Origin of the sequence: Microbispora sp. NBC_01389 (assembly GCF_045040095.1) — a bacterium.
Taxonomy (GTDB): Bacteria; Actinomycetota; Actinomycetes; order Streptosporangiales; family Streptosporangiaceae; genus Microbispora.
Window position 1 is genome coordinate 6,345,804 of record NZ_CP109552.1, and the last position, 18,527, is coordinate 6,364,330.

Annotated in this window: 17 protein-coding genes; 12 read left to right on the forward strand and 5 right to left on the reverse strand. The window is 73.2% G+C overall.

The window, feature by feature from the left end:
• The first annotated feature begins 94 nt into the window (after nt 1–94).
• Entirely contained in the window at nt 95–817 is a 723-nt protein-coding gene (locus OG344_RS28010) for an IclR family transcriptional regulator (protein WP_405085653.1), read from the forward strand.
• A gap of 104 nt (nt 818–921) precedes the next feature.
• Complete coding sequence (locus OG344_RS28015) at nt 922–1,782, forward strand: hypothetical protein (protein WP_405085654.1); 861 nt, start codon at nt 922–924, stop codon at nt 1,780–1,782.
• On the opposite strand, the gene OG344_RS28020 is transcribed toward OG344_RS28015, so the two are convergent.
• The gene (locus OG344_RS28020; protein ID WP_405085655.1) at nt 1,675–2,562 is read right to left on the reverse strand and encodes a UbiA family prenyltransferase; all 888 of its coding nucleotides are present in this window, start codon (nt 2,560–2,562) and stop codon (nt 1,675–1,677) included. The genes OG344_RS28015 and OG344_RS28020 overlap by 108 nt on opposite strands.
• 100 nt (nt 2,563–2,662) lie before the next feature.
• On the opposite strand from OG344_RS28020, the gene OG344_RS28025 reads away from it, so the two are divergent.
• The 9 genes from OG344_RS28025 (at nt 2,663) to OG344_RS28065 (ending at nt 13,322) form a co-directional block, all read left to right on the forward strand.
• A complete protein-coding gene (locus OG344_RS28025; RefSeq protein ID WP_405085656.1) occupies nt 2,663–3,742 on the forward strand; it encodes a type III polyketide synthase in 1,080 nt (359 codons plus the stop codon).
• 55 nt (nt 3,743–3,797) lie between these two features.
• Nucleotides 3,798–4,355, forward strand: coding sequence for an isoprenylcysteine carboxyl methyltransferase family protein (locus OG344_RS28030; protein ID WP_405085657.1), 558 nt, complete (start codon nt 3,798–3,800; stop codon nt 4,353–4,355).
• The gene (locus OG344_RS28035; RefSeq protein WP_405085658.1) at nt 4,352–5,413 is read left to right on the forward strand and encodes an NAD(P)/FAD-dependent oxidoreductase; all 1,062 of its coding nucleotides are present in this window, start codon (nt 4,352–4,354) and stop codon (nt 5,411–5,413) included. Before OG344_RS28030 ends, OG344_RS28035 begins: the two co-directional genes overlap by 4 nt.
• A gap of 265 nt (nt 5,414–5,678) precedes the next feature.
• Nucleotides 5,679–6,392, forward strand: coding sequence for a sensor histidine kinase (locus OG344_RS28040; RefSeq protein WP_405085659.1), 714 nt, complete (start codon nt 5,679–5,681; stop codon nt 6,390–6,392).
• 255 nt (nt 6,393–6,647) lie between these two features.
• On the forward strand, nt 6,648–9,359 hold the full coding sequence (gene lanKC / locus OG344_RS28045) for a class III lanthionine synthetase LanKC (RefSeq protein ID WP_405085660.1): 2,712 nt from the start codon (nt 6,648–6,650) through the stop codon (nt 9,357–9,359).
• 6 nt (nt 9,360–9,365) lie between these two features.
• Entirely contained in the window at nt 9,366–9,500 is a 135-nt protein-coding gene (locus tag OG344_RS28050; protein WP_327046257.1) for a SapB/AmfS family lanthipeptide, read from the forward strand.
• 83 nt (nt 9,501–9,583) lie between these two features.
• The gene (locus OG344_RS28055) at nt 9,584–9,721 is read left to right on the forward strand and encodes a SapB/AmfS family lanthipeptide (protein ID WP_327046258.1); all 138 of its coding nucleotides are present in this window, start codon (nt 9,584–9,586) and stop codon (nt 9,719–9,721) included.
• A 107-nt stretch (nt 9,722–9,828) separates the two neighbouring features.
• The gene (locus tag OG344_RS28060) at nt 9,829–11,541 is read left to right on the forward strand and encodes an ABC transporter ATP-binding protein (RefSeq protein WP_405085661.1); all 1,713 of its coding nucleotides are present in this window, start codon (nt 9,829–9,831) and stop codon (nt 11,539–11,541) included.
• A complete protein-coding gene (locus OG344_RS28065) occupies nt 11,538–13,322 on the forward strand; it encodes an ATP-binding cassette domain-containing protein (RefSeq protein ID WP_405085662.1) in 1,785 nt (594 codons plus the stop codon). Before OG344_RS28060 ends, OG344_RS28065 begins: the two co-directional genes overlap by 4 nt.
• Here OG344_RS28065 and OG344_RS28070 read toward each other — a convergent pair.
• The 3 genes from OG344_RS28070 to OG344_RS28080 all read right to left on the reverse strand — a co-directional run bounded on the left by OG344_RS28070 (nt 13,224) and on the right by OG344_RS28080 (nt 15,881).
• Nucleotides 13,224–13,880, reverse strand: a complete 657-nt coding sequence (locus OG344_RS28070) for a response regulator transcription factor (RefSeq protein ID WP_327046261.1) — start codon at nt 13,878–13,880, stop codon at nt 13,224–13,226. The genes OG344_RS28065 and OG344_RS28070 overlap by 99 nt on opposite strands.
• 240 nt (nt 13,881–14,120) lie before the next feature.
• Complete coding sequence (locus OG344_RS28075; protein WP_405085663.1) at nt 14,121–15,083, reverse strand: hypothetical protein; 963 nt, start codon at nt 15,081–15,083, stop codon at nt 14,121–14,123.
• 171 nt (nt 15,084–15,254) lie between these two features.
• Entirely contained in the window at nt 15,255–15,881 is a 627-nt protein-coding gene (locus tag OG344_RS28080; protein WP_405085664.1) for a hypothetical protein, read from the reverse strand.
• Nucleotides 15,882–16,085: 204 nt separating this feature from the next.
• Between OG344_RS28080 and OG344_RS28085 the strand changes: the two genes are divergently transcribed.
• Nucleotides 16,086–16,508: a hypothetical protein gene (locus tag OG344_RS28085; RefSeq protein WP_405085665.1), complete on the forward strand. Its 423-nt coding sequence runs from the start codon at nt 16,086–16,088 to the stop codon at nt 16,506–16,508.
• Nucleotides 16,509–16,635: 127 nt separating this feature from the next.
• Here the strand turns inward: OG344_RS28085 and OG344_RS28090 are convergent, their stop codons facing one another.
• Nucleotides 16,636–18,495, reverse strand: coding sequence for an AMP-dependent synthetase/ligase (locus tag OG344_RS28090; protein ID WP_405085666.1), 1,860 nt, complete (start codon nt 18,493–18,495; stop codon nt 16,636–16,638).
• Between the last annotated feature and the right edge of the window lie 32 nt (nt 18,496–18,527).

The following is an 18,527-nucleotide window of genomic DNA, read 5'->3' on the forward strand; positions in this document are numbered from 1 at the left end:
CGCACTGCCCGAGGCCCGCCAGGACCCCGGCCCCGCTCTGGCGCGACTTCCCCTGAACGAACACAATGGGCGAGAGAGAGGGATCGGTGATGCGGTGCTCGGTTCGGCACCCGGCGGAGGCGACGACACACGGCCTGTCGGCGGACGCGGCGTCCTCGAAGGCGCCTTCGCCCTGCTGGACGCTCTGGAACGGGTCCAGGAGGCGGGCCTGACCCGGCTGGCGGCGGACAGCGGCCTTCCCAAGGCGACGGCCTATCGGCTGCTCGAACAGCTGACCGTCATGGGTGCCGTGGAAAAGCGTGGTCCGCGCTACCGGATAGGACCACGGATGCGCAGATTGGGCCACGTCTGGCGGCCGGAGCCGTCGCTGGACAAGGCGGCTCGAGCGCCGATGCGCAACTTCGTCCGGGCGACGGAGGCCGCGATCTGGCTGTGCCTGCTGTCCGGCGGCCAGACGATAGCGGTCGGAGGTGCACCGGGCCGGATCCCGTACTTCTCTCCCCCGCACCCGGGTGCGGTGCTGGACTGGCCGACGGCGGTCGCGAAGGTGCTGACGGCCTGGTCACGGGAGGCCTCCGGGCTGACGCTGGAGCCGACGGAATGGCGGAGGGACGCCACGAGAATCCGTGGCACGGGTGTCGCCTTCGACCGTGAGGAGAACACGTCAGGCGTCTCCTGCGTGGCGGCCCCCGTGCTGGACAGGGATGGCGCGTTGGTCGCCGCCGTGTGCTCACCGGTCGAGGCCGTACGCCCGCTCGCGGATCTCGCTCAGAACCTGGTCAGGACGAGCAAGGCCGTCACCGCCGCGCTGCCCTGACCGCCTTACGGTCCGCTGACCGAACCGTGACGCCGTTCCGATGGCCGGCCCGGATGACGATGTGACGGCGGCAAGTAGACCCGGATATCGGTGGGGGCAGCCCGATGCGTCGCTCATTTCCTGTTGCACCGTTCGCCGCCGGCCGGTCCGTCACACGCGGGTTCCTGGTCGTCCTCCTGTCTCTCTCCCTTCTCGCCACGGCGTGTCCGGGCGAGGAGTTCGGCGACTCGCCGAACCCCACGAAGACCGAGAAGGAGCACGTTCAGGGGCCGAAGAAGTCCAAGGAGGCCAAAGGCCCGGTCTGTCCCGTCCCGGAGTCCAGGGCGAAGTCCCAGCTCCCCCGTTTCCCGGCGGCGGACGGGGTCGGTCTGATCACACAGAATCCCTGCCTCAGCTTCGCGGGCCTGGTCGAGGAGGTCCTCGGCTTCGTCCCCGAGGGCCGCTCCGAAAAGTTCAACGAGTTCCGTGGCGGGCTCGAAACACTCGTCGCCAGGGTGAACGCGGTCAACGACGTGGCGGAGTGTGCCTACGAGACCGGCCACCTGGCGATCGGGGTGTACCACCACAACCGCACCCCGTGGTCGATCGGCGTGGTCGCGGTCGTCCGCAAGGACCTCGACGCGGTGATCGGCACCGGAGTCTGCTGGCTGCTGAGAAGAGCGCAGCTCGACGCTCCCGCCGATAGCCAGAGGATCCTCTCCGACGAGATCCGGCCCGATTTCTGCAGCGACGGCGTCGGCAGGGAAGTCAACGGCGTCCCCTTCACGATCGTGTGGGTCGGCTCGTCGAACGTCATGTGCGGGAGCCTCTCCTCTCTGTACAAGGGCACTCCGAAACCACACCCGGTCGTGAGCGAGTCAGGGGGCGGCGACGCCGGCGCCCGTGGCGGCGAGGAGCAGCACGTCGATCCCGGCGGCGGCGATGGCGGCGGCGAAGGGAGCCCTGGGCAGACGCCGGCCGAGTGACAGGCCGGCCGCCGCGCACCCGGCCACTCCGGCGAGGGCGAGCCACTCCGCCGGGCCGGGCGGGCCCGGTGGTGCGACGACCAGCAGCAGGGACGCCGCCAGCGGCGGCACCGGCATCAGCGCCCTGACCCGGGCGGCGCCGAGCCGCTGGGGCCAGCCCCGCACGCCCGTCGCCAGGTCCGCCTCGATGTCGGGCAACACGTTGCCGAGGTGCGCTCCGCAGCCGAGCAGCGCCGCCGCGAGCACGGCCCACCACGCGGGCAGGGGCGGGCCGCCATGACCGCCCGGCATGCCCGCCGCAACGAACACCGGCACGGCGCCGAACCCGATCGCGTACGGCGCCCACGACGCGGCCGTGCCCTTCAGCCACAGGTTGTAGGCCCAGGCCGCGGCGACGGCGAGCAGGTGCGCCGCGGCCGGCAGCGGCCCGCAGGCGAGCGAGAGCGGCACGCACGCCGCCAGCGCCGTGAGGGCCGCGGCGCGCACCGTACGCGCGGTGACCAGGCCGGCGACGATGGGCTTGCCGGTCCGCCCGGCCGTGGCGTCCCTGGCGGCGTCCACGGCGTCGTTGCACCAGCCCACCGAGAGCTGGCCGGTCAGCACGGCGAGCGCCACCGCCGCCGCCCCCGCGAGGCCGCGCCCGGCGAGCCCGTGCCCGGCGAGCACCGTGAGCGCCGTGACCAGGACCGTCACCGCGACGGCCGGGCCCGGATGGCACGCGCGGGCCAGCCCGGCCACCTGCCGCGGCCCGTCGCCGGGGAGTGCTCTGGAGCAGGTCATCGTCACGAGCGTAACCGGATGATCCGGGTTGGGAGGTATGTGAGCCGCCCGGACGGGCAAGAGTGCAGGTAGCTTCCTCCGCCAGCCAGTGGGATGTGAGATGACGCGGATCGCGGCCGTCCATGGTGTCCTTCCTCCCCATCGCCACTCCCAGCAGGAGATCACGGACACGCTGGCGAGGGTCTGCCTCCCTCCGGGCGCCGACCGCCGGCTCCTCGACAGGCTGCACGCGAGCGCGCGGGTGGAGCACCGCAACCTCGTGCAGCCGCTCGACCGGTACGGCAAGCTCGACGGCTTCGGCATGGCCAACGACCTGTTCATCGAGGCCGCCCTCGACCTGGGCGCGGAGGCCGTGACCGGTGCGCTCGACGCCGCCGGCCTCACCCCGGCGGACGTCGACATGATCATGTGTACGTCGGTCACCGGCGTCGCCGCGCCGTCCCTGGACGCCCGGCTGGCCAACCGCATCGGGCTGCGTCCCGACGTGAAGCGGGTGCCGGTGTTCGGCCTCGGCTGCGTGGCGGGGGCGGCGGGCATCGCCCGGCTGCACGACTACCTGCGCGGATGGCCCGGCCATGTGGCGGTGCTGCTCTCGGTCGAGTTGTGCTCCCTCACCCTCCAGCGCGACGACTCCTCCACGGCCAACCTCGTCGCGGGCGCGCTGTTCGGGGACGGCGCCGCCGCCGTAGTCGCGTGCGGCGACGACCGTGAGATTCCCGGCCGTGACATCCCCGGGGGAGGGCCGGGCCCGGCCGTCGTCGCCACGCGCAGCCGCCTCTACCCGGACTCGGAACGGGTGATGGGGTGGGACGTCCGCGACAGCGGGTTCCGGGTCGTCCTCGACGCCGGGGTGCCCGACGTGGTGCGCACCCACCTCGCCGGGGACGTGGGCGGGTTCCTCGGCGACCATGGCCTGGACATCGGCGACATCACCGCGTGGGTGTGCCATCCCGGCGGCCCCAAGGTGCTGGAGGCGGTCGCGGAGACGCTCGCGCTGCCGGAGGGCGCGCTCGACCTCACCTGGCGCTCGCTCGCCGCCATCGGCAACCTGTCGTCCGCGTCCGTGCTGCACGTGCTGCGGGACACCCTGGCCCTGCGGCCGCCACCGCCGGGCACCCCGGGGATGCTCCTGGCGATGGGCCCGGGATTCTGCTCCGAGCTCGTCCTGCTGCGCTGGTGAAGGCACTGGTGAAGGGGGGCCGGCTGAAGCCGGCCGAAAGGGATGGAGGGGACCGATGTCGCCCTGGTACGCGGTGCTCGTCGCGCTCGTCGGCGTGGAACGCCTCGCGGAGCTGTTCGTCGCGCGCCGCAACGCCCGCTGGAGCATGGAGCGCGGCGGGGTGCTGTACGGCGCCGGGCACTATCCCTGGATGGTGGCCCTGCACACCGGCCTGCTCGCCGGGTGCCTGCTGGAGGCGGCGCTGGCGGACCGGCCGTTCGTCCCGGCCCTGGGCTGGCCGATGCTGGCGCTCGTCGTGGCCGCGCAGGCGCTGCGCTGGTGGTGTGTCACGAGCCTCGGCCGCCAGTGGAACACCCAGGTCATCGTCGTGCCCGGCCTGCCTCTCGTGACGCGCGGGCCGTACCGGTTCGGGTGGCTGCGGCACCCCAACTACGTCGCCGTGGCGGTGGAGGGCGCGGCCCTGCCGCTCGTGCACTCCGCGTGGCTGACCGCGCTGGCCTTCACCCTGCTCAACGTGCCGCTCATGGTCGTCCGGCTGCGGTGCGAGAACGCCGCCCTCGCGACCGCCGCCGCTCCCGAATCCGCGCCCGGTTCCCTGCGGCACGCTCGGTGATCGACGTACTGGTGGCCGGGGGCGGGCCCGCGGGGCTGGCCACGGCCATCCACGCGGCGCTGGCCGGCCTGGAGACGGTCGTGGTCGAGCCGCGGGCCGTCCCGGTCGACAAGGCGTGCGGGGAGGGCCTGATGCCCACGGGCGTCGCCGCCCTCGCCGGCCTGGGGATCGACCTCAAGATCGCGCTGCCGGAGAGCAGGCCGTTCCTGGGGATCCGCTATGTCGACGGACGCCACCGGGTGCAGGCGGAGTTCCGGGACGGCGCCGGGCTCGGCGTGCGGCGCACCGCGCTGCACGCGGCCCTGGCCCTGCGCACGCGGGAGGCCGGAGTCCGGGTGGTCTCCGGGCGGGTCGCCGGTGTGCGCGCGGGCGACGACGACGTGCACGCGCGGGTGCTGCCCTCCGGCGGCACCCCGGACGGTCTGGATCTGCGCGCGCGGTGGCTGGTCGCGGCGGACGGCCTGCACTCGCCGATCAGGGCGTCCCTCGGGCTGGACCTGCCCGCGGGCGGCCCCCGCCGGTACGGTCTGCGCCGCCACTACCGGGTGGCGCCGTGGACCGACTTCGTGGAGGTGCACTGGGCGCCGGGCGGCGAGGCGTACGTCACCCCGGTGGGCGACGACCTCGTCGGCGTGGCCGTGCTGAGCGGCGAGCGGCGGGGATACCACGAGCACCTGGCGGGGTTCCCCGACCTGCTCGCCCGGCTGGACGGGCCGCCCGCCACCCCGGTGCGCGGTGCCGGGCCGCTGCGCCAGCGGGTCCGCCGGCGGGTGGCCGGCCGGGTCCTGCTCGTGGGCGACGCCGCGGGCTATGTGGACGCGCTCACCGGCGAGGGCCTGTCGCTCGCGCTGCTGTCGGCCCGCGCGCTGGTCGGCTGCCTGAGCGCGGGCCGTCCCGAGGAGTACGAGGCCGCCTGGCGGCGCCTGTCGTGGCGGTCCCGGCTGCTCACCGCCGCGCTGCTGGAGGCCCGGCGGCGCCCTCCGGCGGCGCGGATGATCGTGCCGGCCGCCCGGCGGCTGCCGGTGCTGTTCCGCGCCGCCGTCCGATCGCTCGCCTGAGCGGCCCAGTGAGGGGCCCAGTGAGCGGCCAGGGAAAGCGGCCCGTGGGATAAATCGGGACATAGCGCAATTTGTCCATGGCCGGAATTCACAGTTCGCGAACGCCCGTTTTTATGCGTGGCCGCACAGGGTTATATCCCCGGACGTTAGAACTTACTTCGACATGAACGAAGTGGCCATCTTTTGTGACAGGTATGCAAGGATATAGCGCATGTACCGAAAGGCGAGGCCGATGTTACGGCGAGGATGACTGGAGGGTCGTCACTTGCCTGACTTCGCGATACTCGCCCTGCTCACGTCGCTCGGCGCGCTCCCCGTCGCCGCGCTGGCGATCCTGACTCTCCGGCTGCGCCGGCTGCGCGTCATGCAGGCCGAGGCCGTCCGCCAGGCCGCGGCCGAGGCCCGGGAGCAGTTCGGCCGGGACGTGCACGACCTGGTGAGCAGCCGGCTGTGGCTGGCCACCCTGCGCAGCGAGCTCGCCTACCGCCTCGCCGAGGAGGACAACCCGCTGCGCCCCGCCCTGGCCGACGTGGTGCACGCGATCCGCCAGGCCGCCGCGGACATCCGCAACGTGACCCGCTCGTTCCAGGACGTCTCGCTGCCGTCGGAGCTGGCCAACGCGCGTGCCGTGCTCCGCGCGTACGGGACTGACTGCAAGATCGAGGCGACCGACGCGGAGCTCTCGGACGAGGTCGGCGCGACGCTCGCCATCATGGTGCGCGAGGCCGTGACCAACGTCGTGCGGCACAGCCGCGCGACCCTGTGCGTCATCGAGATCGCCCTGAGGGCCGGCACGGTGACGCTGACCGTGGCCAACGACGGCGTCGACCCCTCCACTCCGTCCGGCGCCGGGAACGGCCTGGACAACCTCCGCACCCGCGCGGCCGCGCTCGACGGCGCCGTGGGAACGGTCCTCGACCCGGACGGCTGGTTCCGCCTGGTCGCCGAGATCCCGAGCAGGGGAAACAGCCGCCGCTGAGCGGCCGGACCGCTCCAAAACACTCCGCGCCGCCTCCGGCACCGTCTCCGCGTACTTGACCTGCCGTTTGACAGATGATCTCACCGCGGCCTCGCCCGCGGCCTCCGGGCGACCGTGGAGAGCGTCATCACCTGACCCGTGACCGCGTCATGGTTTGTTATGTGCAGATTTCACATGACGCAGTTGACGGGCGTAACTTGGCCCGTCCCCACAATTCCGGAATTCTTACTTGTGACCGGCCTAAGGGGACATCTGGTGATTAGTAAGTACGAGATTTACTGCCTCGCAGATCCCTTGTTCTACGACACCCTCGACAGCAAGCGCGCGGAGCACCCGGATTTCTCCGTGGCCGCGCGGCCCACCCCCGAGGGGTGGACGCATCTCGCGACCGGAACGTGGCTGCACTACGCGCCGGCCGGCGCCACGTTGCCCACCCAGGGCTGGAAGATCCACATCTCCTCCTCCGTACAGGAGGCGGAGCGGGTGATCGCGGCGGCGTGGGACTACTGCGTGCCCCGCGGGCTGGCCTTCAAGTTCCTGCGCGGCCGGCGCGTGATGACCATGCAGAACTCCAAGTACGCCTTCCGGGGGTCGAGCGGCAAGCTGGTCACCGTCTATCCGGTCGACGAGGCCCAGCTTGAGCTGACGCTCAAGGAGCTGGCCGAGGTCCTCGACGGCGTCGAGGGCCCCTACATCCTCAGCGACCTGCGCTACGGCGACGGACCGATGTACGTCCGGTACGGCGGGTTCGCCGAGCGCCACTGCCTCGACGAGAGCGGCGAGCAGGTCCTCGCGATCGAGAACGCCAACGGCGAGCTCGTCCCCGACGTGCGCGGCCCGGGGTTCTCCCTGCCCTCCTGGGTGTCCCTGCCGGCGTTCCTCGAACCCCACCTGGCCGCGCGCGACGCCGTGACCATGGAAGGCGTGCCGTACCAGGTCGACAGCGTCCTGCACTTCTCCAACGGCGGCGGCGTCTACCTCGCGCACGACACGCGCACCGGCGAGAAGGTGGTGCTGAAGGAGGCGCGCCCGCACGCCGGCCTCGACGTGGAGGGACGCGACGCGGTCACCCGCCTCCGGCACGAGGCCGAGATCATGGAGCGTCTCGCCGGGCTGGACTGCGTCCCCCGCCTGCACGGCCACTTCACCGTCGGGGAGCACCACTTCCTCGCGCAGGAGTACGTCGACGGCGCCTCGCTCAGCCAGCTCATCGCGCAGAAGCACCCCCTCACGCGGGCCGACCGCACGCCGGAGATGAGCACGGACTACGCGGAGTGGGCGGTCGCGATGCTCGCCAAGGTGCGGGCGGCGGTCGCGGCCCTGCACGAGCGCGGCGTGGTGTTCGGCGACCTGCACCCCTTCAACATCCTCGTCGACGGCGACCGGGTGGTGCTGATCGACTTCGAGGTCTCCTCGCCGGTCGAGGAGCGCAGACGGCCCACGCTGGCCAACCCCGGCTTCGTCCCGCCGAGCGGCCTCGCCGGCGTCGAGGCCGACGAGTACGCCCTCGCCTGCCTGCACCTCGGGATCTTCGCCCCGATGACCACCATGCTGCTGCAGCTGCACCGGCCCAAGGCCGCCCAGCTCGGCAGGCTGGTGAAGGACACGTTCCCGGTGCCGCCCGAGCTGATCGACGGCGCGGTGGCGACACTCCTCGGCGACGAGACCGGCACGCACTCCGCCGTCCATTCCGCCGGACCGGAGCCGAGCCAGCTCTCCGAGGGCTGGCCCGCGCTCCGGGACGCCCTGGCGACGGCGATCCTCGCCTCGGCGACGCCGGGGCGCGACGACCGGCTGTTCCCCGGAGACATCGTCCAGTTCGAGCCCGGCGGCGGTGTGAGCCTCGCCAACGGCGCGGCCGGCGTGCTCCACGCGCTGGCCGCGACCGGGGCCGGGCACTTCCCCGAGCACGAGGAGTGGCTGGTCAGGCGGACGGCGGAGCCCGGCATCGGGATCGGCTTCTACAACGGGCTGCACGGCGTGGCGTACGCGCTGGAGGAGCTCGGCCGGCGCGAGGACGCGCTCGGCGTGGCCGAGCGGTGCCTGCGGGAGCCCTGGGAGGGGCTCGACCTCAGCCTCTACCGCGGCCTGTCCGGCGTCGCCCTCGCCCTGATGCGCCTACACGACGCGACCGGCGAGCCGGCGTTCCGAGAGCGGGCCGCGCGCGTCGTCGCCGCGGTGGCCGACCGGATCGGCGGCCCGGACGACGTCCCCGAGATCAGCGGAGGCAGGTATCCGCACGCGGGGCTGATGTACGGCTCGTCGGGGCCCGCCCTGATGTTCCTGCACGCCTACGAGCGCACCGGCGACCCCGGTCTGCTCGACCTCGCGGCCACCGCGCTGCGCCAGGACCTGCGCCGGTGCGTCGGCCGCGAGGACGGGCAGCTCCAGGTGCAGCAGGGCTGGCGGACCAACCCCTACCTGGACGAGGGGTCGGCCGGCATCGGGCTGGTGCTCGACCGCTATCTCGCCCACCGTGACGACAACCACCGTGACGACAACCACCGCGACGACAACCACCGCGACGACAACCACCGCGACGACAACCACGGCGACGACAACCACGGCGACGAACACGACTTCGCGGGGTCGCTGGCGGCCATCCGGTCGGTGCTGACCCTTCCGTACTACGTCCAGTCGGGGCTGTTCGCCGGCCGGGCGGGCATGATCGCCTGCCTGTCGTCCGGCTCGCGCCCCGACCCCGGGGCCGCCGAGGCACAGATCGCCCGGCTGGCCTGGCAGGAGCTTCCGTACCAGGGCGGGCTGGCCTTCCCCGGGGCCCAGTTGCTCCGCCTGTCCATGGACTTCGCCACAGGGAGCGCCGGCGTGCTGTTCGCGCTCGGCACCGCGCTGCACGACGAGCCGGTCCGCCTCCCGTTCCTTGAGCCCCCCGGACGGTCCCAGGCGCAGGTCCCCCTGCGTACCGCCGCCGGGTCGCATGTCCCGACCAGTCCCGGAAGGAGGTGAATCGCAATGGCGCTTCTCGACCTGCAGACCCTCGAGGCCCCCACCGGTGGTGGCGGCGGCGGTGGTGGTGGCGGCAGCCACCTGAGCCTGCTCGCCTGCACCCCGCACGAGAACAGCAGCCTCAGCCTCATCTGCGGCTGACGGCACCTCGCTCGACCCGACCTGCTCAACCCCACTTCCGGCTCCGTGCCGGATGAACCATCCAGACAAGGGAGATGATCCACATGGCGCTTCTCGACCTGCAGACCCTCGAGATCCCCGGCGGCCACGGCGGTGGCGGCGGCGGCACCCAGGGCAGCAACCTGAGCCTCCTGGGCTGCACCCCGCACGAGAACAGCAGCCTGAGCATCATCTGCGGCTGATAACCGCTGCTGCTGGCGCATGAAGCGAAGGTCTGGGCGGTCGTCGCGGCCGCCCAGGCTTCCGCGTTTCGGGACTGGCGGCGTTTCGGGACTGGAGGGGACCCCTGGTGAGTTCTCGTACGGCGGACCTGCTGATCGTGCGGGCCGTAAGGCGCGGCGGGCCCTGGCTCGCGGTGCTGACGGTGACGGCGCTGGCAGGCGCCGCGGCCGACCTGCTCATCCCGGCGGCGCTCGGCCGCGCGCTCGACGCCGTCATGCGCACGTCCCCCGACCTCCCGCAGACGGTCGCCGCCGCCGCGCTGCTGGCCGCGCTCGTCGTCGCGTGCGACGCGCTGGGCGTCCTCGCCGCGGGGGTGAGCGGCGCGCGGGCCGCCCGGTGGCTGCGCACCCGGGTCGTGACCCACACCCTCTCGGCCGGCACCGGGTTGACCCGGCATCTCGCGCCCGGGGAGATCGTCACCCGCGCCGGCGTGAACGTCGAGGAGGCGGGGCGGACCCCGGAGGCCGTCGTGACGGCCGCCACCCTGGTCATCCCGTCGGCCGGCAGCGTCGTCGCCCTCGCGCTGATCGACCCCTGGCTCGCGGTCACGCTGGTGGCCGGCCTGCTGCTGATCGTGGCCGTGCTGCGCGCGTTCGTACGGAAGACCACCGCGGCCTCCGGCGGCTACCAGGAGGCGCAGGGCCAGATCGCGGGCATGCTCGTCGGCGCGCTCGCCGGGGCCCGCACCATCAGCGCCGCCGGCACCGAGGACCGCGAGGCCGCACGGGTGCTGGCTCCGCTCCCCCGGCTGCGCGCCCACGGCCTCGCGCTGTGGCGGCTGCAGGCGCGGGCCGGTGTGCAGGCCGCCGTCGTCGTCCCGCTCCTGGAGATCGCGGTGCTCGCCGTCGGCGGGCTCCGCCTGTCGGCGGGCGGCCTCACCGTGGGCGAACTGCTCGCCGCCGCGCGCTACGTCGTGCTCGGCGCGGGCCTCGGATCGGCGCTGGGCTACGCCGCCCGCATCGCCCGCGCCCGGTCGGCCGCGCAGCGCCTGGAGCAGCTTTTCGCCGTGCCGCCCCCGGCGTACGGCTCCCGCCCGCTGCCGCCGGGCCCGGGGACCCTGGAACTGCGTGACGTGACCGTACGGGCCGACGGGGTCCGGCTGCTGAGCGAAATCAGCTTCGTGGTGCCGGGAGGCACCTGCACGGCGGTGGTCGGCCGCTCCGGCTCGGGCAAGTCGTCGCTGGCCGCCGTCGCCGGCCGGCTCGCCGACCCCGAGCGGGGCGTCGTGCTGCTGGACGGCGTGCCGCTGCGGGAGCTCGGCCGGGAGCCGCTCCGGCGTGCGGTCGGGTACGCCTTCGAGCGCCCGGCCCTGTTCGGCCGCACCCTGGGCGAGGCCGTCGGCTTCGGACTCCCGGCTCATGACGACAGCACGGTGCGGGCCGCCGCCGTCGCCGCCTGCGCCGACCCCTTCGTCCGCAGGCTGCCCCTCGGGTACGCCACACCGGTCGAGGAGGCGCCGATGTCCGGGGGCGAGATCCAGCGGATCGGCCTCGCCCGCGCGTTCGCCCAGGCCGGGCGGGTGCTGATCCTGGACGACGCCATGTCGAGCCTCGACACGGTGACCGAGCGGCAGGTCGGGCGCGCGCTCACGGGCAGCCTGGCCGACCGCACCCGCCTGGTGGTGGCCCACCGGGTGACGACGGCGGCCCAGGCCGATCAGGTCGTGTGGCTGGAGGACGGGCGGGTCCGCGCGATCGGCACGCACGAACGGCTGTGGGCGGATCCCGGCTACCGGGCCGTCTTCCAGGCAGCCGTATCCCAAGCGCAGGAGGCGTCGTGAGGCGGCGGGTCGTCCTGGACGCGCTGTGGCGCGAGCCGTCCCGGCTGCTGCGGCTGGCCTGCTGGTCGGTGGCGGAGGCCCTGCCCTCGCTGACCGGGGGCTACGCCGTCGCGCGGGCGGTGGACGACGGGTTCGCGGCCGGTCGGCCCGGCCTCGGGCTGGCCTGGCTCGGGGTCCTGGCCGCCGCGTGGGCCGTGGCCGCGGTGTCCGCCCGGCAGGTGCTGCTGCTGGTCGCGGGGATCGTCGAGCCGTTCCGCGACGACCTGCTGAGGCGGGTGGTGACCGGGGCGCTGCGGGCCGGGCGGGGTGGCGACAGCGCGGCCGTCGCCCGGATGAACCATCAGGTCGAGCTGGCCAGGGACGCCTTCGGCGCCATCATCACGGTGGTCAGGTCGTTCGTGTTCACGCTGGTCAGCGTCGTGGTGGGGCTCTCGACCCTGGCGCCCGCCGTGGTGCCGCTCGTGCTGCCCCCGGTGGCTCTCGGGGTGGGCCTGTTCCTCGTCTCCCTGCCCTCCCTCGCCCGGCGGCAGCGGGAGTTCATCGTCGCCGACGAGCGTACGGCGGCCGCCGTGGCCGCGATGGCGAGCGGGCTGCGCGACGTGACCGCCTGCGGCGCGGAGGAGCGGGTCGCGGCCGAGGTCGGGCGGGCGGTGACCCGGCAGGCCGCGTCCGCGCGGGCGCTCGCCCGGGTGACCGCGACGCGGACGCTGTCACTGGCGGTGGGAGCGTGGCTGCCGGTCGTGCTGCTGCTCGCGGGCGCGCCCTGGCTCGTCCGCCAGGGGATCACCGGCGGGATGATCCTCGGCACGCTGACCTACGTGATGCAGTCGCTCGCCCCCGCGCTGGGCGGCCTGGTGCAGGGCCTCGGCGTCAGCGGCGTACGCCTCGCCGTCACGCTGGACCGCATTCTGCACGTGCCCGGGCCGCCGGTGCCGCACAGTGAAACCAGGCCTCACACCGAGCCCGACACCGAGCCCGACGGCGCCCGCCTGGTGCTGCGGGGGGTCCGCTTCGCGTACGGCGCCGCCGGTCGGAAGGCCCCCGAGCCGGTCATCGACGGCCTGGACCTCGACGTGCCGGAGGGCGATCACCTGGCCGTCGTCGGCCCGAGCGGGATCGGCAAGTCCACGCTGGCCGCGCTGGTCGCCGGCCTGCTCACGCCGGACGAGGGCGAGGTCCTCGTCGGCGGCGTCCCGGCCGCGCGCGTCCGCCCGGCCGCCCGCGCGCTGATCCCCCAGGAGGCGTACGTCTTCCCCGGCACCCTGGCCGAGAACCTGACCTATCTCGCGCCCGGCACGACGCCGGAGCGGGTGGACGAGGCGGTCGCGGCGCTCGGGCTCACGGACCTCGCGCAGCGCTGCGCGGGCGGCCCGCTCGACCCGGCCGAACTGTCGGCGGGCGAACGGCAGCTCGTCGCGCTGGCCAGGACGTACCTGTCCCCCGCCCGGCTGGTCGTGCTCGACGAGTCGACCTGTCACCTCGACCCGGCGGCGGAGGCACGGGCGGAGGCCGCGTTCGCGGCGCGCGGCGGGACACTGGTCGTGGTGGCCCACCGCATCTCGTCGGCCCTGCGCGCCAAGCGGGTGCTCGTCATGGACGGCACCCGGGTCAGGCTCGGCTCCCACGAGGAGATGGTGGCCACGTCACCGCTGTACGCCGACCTCGTGGGCCACTGGACCGGCCTACCGGCGGGGGCGGTAGCGGAGGATGCCGATGTCGCGCCCGGCCGACGGCCAGAGCCAGCCGCACTCGGAGGCGATCTGGATCGCCTCGACGCGTGAGCGGGCGCCCACCTTGCCGAGGATGCGGGACAGGTAGTTGCGTACGGTGCCCTGAGACAGGGACAGGCGGTCGGCGATCTCGCAGACGGTGGCCCCTCCGGCGGCGGTCTCCAGGACGTCCAGCTCACGAGCGGTCAGCGGGTTGCTGTCGGCGTCCAGTGCCGCCACGGCCAGCTCGGGGTCGATGACCCGCTCACCCGCGGCCACCCGGCGGATGCAGTCGACGAGATGCGCCGGGGAGGCGTCCTTCACCACGTAGCCGCGCACGTTGGCGTCCAGGGCCTTGCGCAGGGCCGTGGGCGTGCCGAGCCCGGTGAGCACGACGGTCTTGCAGGAGGGTAATCGGCGGTGCAGCTCGGCCGCCGCGGTGAGGCCGTCGACGCCGGGCAGCCCGATGTCGAGCACCGCGACGTCGGGGCGCCGCAGACAGCCCAGCCGCACGATGTCCTCACCCCTGTCCGCCTCGGCCACGACCTCCAGGTCGTCCTCGCTCGACAGCAGAGCGACCAGCGCCTTGCGGATGAGGTGCATGTCCTCGGCGAGCATCAGTCGGATCAAGCCAGACTCCCTACCACGCGACGCGAGCGGGTGCTCGCCCTGTGTGACCACGACCTCACCCACTATGGCCGCAGAACGTGAGCACCGGGACCTCTCTACCCGAACTGTCATCTTTAATCTGCGGATGAGTCAGGAAAAACCGGACGCCCGGCTCCGTGAGGAAGCCGGGCGTCCGTGAACTGCAGATTTGTTGGCTCTCCCAGGACATTCCCAGGTTGCCTGTTTGGGCTGAGACGCGCCTCAGTGGTGCCGGATCACCTTGACGTAGTCGGTGGCCTCGGAACCCTTGAGACGACGGGTGCCGTCGAAGCGCACGCCCCAGGTGCCGGACTGCTTGGCCCGCACCTTGGTGACGAAGTCGCCGTCGCCGTCGGTCCTGATGGTGTCGACGTACCGCCACTTGCGGGAGCCCGCGGGCAGGAAGTAGACGCCGACCTCCTGGGAGCCCAGCCAGTGCCAGTCGTGCCAGTAGTCACGGCTGTCGTAGCAGTTGTCGTGCCCGCCGCGACGGCCGGTGTAGCCGTTCCAGCCGAAGTACCAGTCGGAGTAGCACTGCGCGACCTGCAGCTCACCCTTGAGGGTCAGCGCACGGCCCTGGCGGACCGGCTCGGGCGTGGCGTCGAAGCCGACGATGCGGGTCGCCTTCGGGCCCGACGGACGCGGCGCCTGCCAGTCCTTGTGCTTGACGCTGAAGGAACGCTCCGCGGTCAGCGTCCGGCCGTCGAGGCCCTCGGCCTCGATCCGCACCTTGTAGACGCCTTCCCGGTCGTGCCTGTCGAAGCTCCACGACTGGGAGAAGGTGTCGAAGGACGGGCCGTCGTGCGGGCCGCCCTTGCGCTTGCCCCACCAGGGGCCGTCATGGCCGCCATGCCCGCCGTGGCCGTCGCCGTGCCCGCGGGACCCGGACAGGGTGAAGGTGACCTTCCTGACGTCCTTGGTCCTGACCGAGGCGGAGACCGTGGCGGAGCCACGCCCGCTCACGACGACCTCGTCGGGGTTGACGCCGAACCACAGGATGCGCGCTTCGGGCACGTACGGGCGCCGGCCGTCCGGGGTCGGGGTGGGCGTGGGGGTCGGCGTCGGTGTGGCCGACTCTGTGGGCGTCGGCGTGGATGTGACCGGGTCCGCGTAAGCGGGCGCGGTCGCGAGCGCCGTGGCGCCCATGGCGATCACTGCCAGGGCGGTAGCAGCTCGTTTCACCATGAGGGTGTGTCCTCTCCCCGTGTTCAAACGCGCCCCCGGGTTGGGGCGCGCCAACGTCATAGACGTTAAAAGGAAAAGGAAAGTTGCCAGTTTTCTCAGAGTAAACCGTAACAAGTCTGTAACTGTCCCTTATATGCCACTTCTATGCTTTTTATGGCATTGAAGGGCGGTTTATGCCTCTCGCTCCGCGCTGACATCGGCGGCGTAGCGGGGCGAGCCCGCGTACTCGGCCCGCCAGGCGCCCTGGCCGTCCTCCCGCGTCCGGGCGCTGAACCAGCCGTCCCTGCGGGTGACCGCCTCGCCCACGGGCCGCCACTCGGACGACCCGTTGGGCCGGAAGGAGATCCTGACCCGCTGCCCGGGGAAGGGCCGGTAGTCGACCCGGCCACCCGGGTCGACGCGTAGCAGCGTCCCGGTGACCCGGGTCTCGTCCCCGCCCCGGCCACGGGCGACCTTGAGCCCCTCGATCTCGGTCGCCCGCCGCAGATGGAACACCGCCCGCGCGACGGCCGTCCCGCCCCGGGCGTCCACGGCGGTGGCGGTGACCGTCCAGGGCCCACTCGCATACCACCGCGACAGCGGCCGGTCGGGCAGGAAACGCCACGTCTCCCATCCTCCGGCCGCACTGTCGCTCCCGGACCCGCTGCTTTCACCGGCTGCGCTGTTCTCACCGCCGGTGCTGTTCTCACCGACGGTGCTGCCTCTCCCGGCGGCCCGGCCGTCCCTGGCCGCGCCGACGACCCCGGGCACCGCGGTGGCCAGGCCGCTCAACCCGGGCACCCCAGGAAACCCGGGCATCCCGGGAACTCCGGGAACTCCGGGAACTCCGGGAATCGTCGCGGGAAAGCCGCCGGGCACACCCGGTCGCACGGGAAAGCGCGGGCGCACGGCCGGGGACCTGGGCATGGGTTCGGGCCTCGAACGCGGCGATCCCGGCCAGAAAGCTCCCGGTCCGAGCACCGGGCCCGGCACGGGACCATGCACAGGACCATGCACAGGACCATGCACAGGACCATGCACGGGGCCTGGCGCAGGACCCGGCAGCGGCACTGCGTCACCGGACGGCGGCGGGGGGCCGTCGCCCGGCCCGTCCTCTCCGCCGGGCTCCCCTCCACCGTGTCCCTCCCCACCCGGTGCCTCCCCACCCGGTGCCTCCCCACCCGGTGCCTCCCCGCCTGGCCCCTCCCCGCCTGGCCCCTCCCCGCCTGGCCCCTCACCACCGGCGGAGGGCGCGCGGCCGGGTTCGAGGACGACCGAGACGCGGTTCGCGCCGCGCGCCACCACGTCGACGACCAGCCGCACCGAGCCGGCCGGCCCGACGACGGGGTCCGACGGCCGCACCACGACCGAGCGGATCGCCGTCTCACCGGCCGCCGGGACCACTGGGACCACTGGGACCACTGGGACCACTGGCGCGAGAGATGACGCGGCGAGGGAGGACGCGACAAGTGCGGGCACGAGGAGAGGCGTCGTCATGCCCCGAGACCGTACGCACGACCGGCGCGTGTCCCGCTCCCGACACCCTCCCCCGCCGGTAAAAGATTTCCCCGGCTCAGCCCGCCGCGTACAGTTCCTCGATCAGGCCGGCGTACGTGGCGTGCACGACGCGGCGCTTGAGCTTGAGGCTCGGGGTGAGCTCCTCGGTCTCGGCCGTCCACTCGACGGGCAGCAGGCGCCACCGCTTGACCTGCTGCACCCGGGCGAGCTTGCGGTTGGCGGCCTCCACCGCCGCCTCGATCTCCTTGAGCAGGTCCGGGTGCCCGGCCAGGCCGGCGAGCGACTCGAAGGCGATTCCGCGGGCCCGCGCCCACTCGGGCGCGACCTCCCCGTCGAGGGTGAGGATCGCCACCGGGTACGGCCGCCCCTCACCGTAGGCGAGGGCCTGCCCGATGAGCGGGTGCTCCTTCAGGTGGCCCTCGATGCCGGCCGGGGAGACGTTCTCCCCTCCGGAGGTGATGAACACCTCCTTCTTGCGGTCGACGATCCGGACGAACCCGTCGTCGTCGATCGACCCGACGTCGCCGGTGTGCAGCCATCCGTCGGCGTCCAGCAGTTCGGCGGTCGCCTCGGGCAGGCCCAGGTAGCCCCGGGTGTTCAGCGGGCTGCGGGTGAGGATCTCACCGTCCTCCGCCACCCGCACCTCGACGCCCGGCTCGGCCCGTCCCACCGTGCCGAGCCGGAAGACCTCCGGGCTGTTGACCGTGATGGCGCCGGTCGTCTCGGTCATGCCGTAGAGGTCGATGACCTTCAGGCCCAGGCCGGCGAAGAAGCGCTGCACCTCCGGCGGCATCGGCGCGGCGGCGGTGGCGCACCATTGGGCCCGGTCGAGCCCGATCAGGCCGCGGATCACCGACAGCAGTGCGGCGTCCGCCCGCTCGTAGGCCTCCCGCACCTCGAGCGAGACCGTGTTGCCGTACTGCTGCCCCTCGATGTAGGCGAGCCCCGCGGCCATCGCGGCGCGGACGTTCTCCTGCTGGTCGGCGGGCTGGGAGGCCAGCAGCGCCTGCAGCCGGGCGGCCATCTTCTCCCAGACTCTGGGCACGCCGAAGAACAGCACCGGGCGCACCTGGCCCAGCGTCGCGGCGAGGGCGGTCAAATCCGTGCAGAAGTACACGTGGTTGACCTTGAACAGCGGCAGGTAAAGGCTGAGCGCCCGCTCGGCGATGTGGGCGTAGGTGAGATAGGAGATCTGTGTCCCCTGTTCGGCCAGGTCGATCATCCGCCGCGTCGCCTCGATCTCGTAGAGCACGTTCGCGTGCGTGAGCGGGACACCCTTGGGTGTGCCGGTCGTGCCCGAGGTGTACAGCACGCTGAGGACGTCGTCCGGGGTCACCTCCCGCGAGCGCCGCTCGGCCGCGTCCGGGTCGGCGGCGTGCGCCCGCGCGCCGATCGTCAGGAAGTCGTCCCAGCTCAGGAAGCGATCGTCGCCCTCTGGGGCGCCCTCCAGCATGATGATCCTGGTCAGCCCGGGCAGCTCCCCGAGCACGGGCGCCCAGCGGGCCAGGTCGCCGGGGCCGCCGAGCACCGCGATGCGCGCCCCGACGTCACGGACGACGTACGCGACCTGCTCGGGGGCGAAGGTCGCGTAGATTGAGCACGAGACGGCGCCCGCGTGGACGGCGCCGAGGTCGGCCAGCACGTGCTCGCTCCGGTTGACCAGCATCAGCGCGACCGCCTCGCCTGGCCGCAGGCCGAGCGCGGCGTAGCCGGCGGCGATCTCCAGCACGCGCCGCCGCGCCTCGGCGTAGGTCAGCGTGCGCCAGCCGCCGGCTCCCTCAGGATCGGAGTAGACGGGATCGGAGTAGGCGGGCGCGTCCGGGTGCTCCTGCGCGGCCCATTTGAGCTGCTCGCAGAGGGTCCTGCCCGCGATGTCGCGTTCGATCGCGGCCCGCTCCTCGAGAACGCCGGCCATCGTGCCTCCCAACGGGTATGTCGCACGCGTGG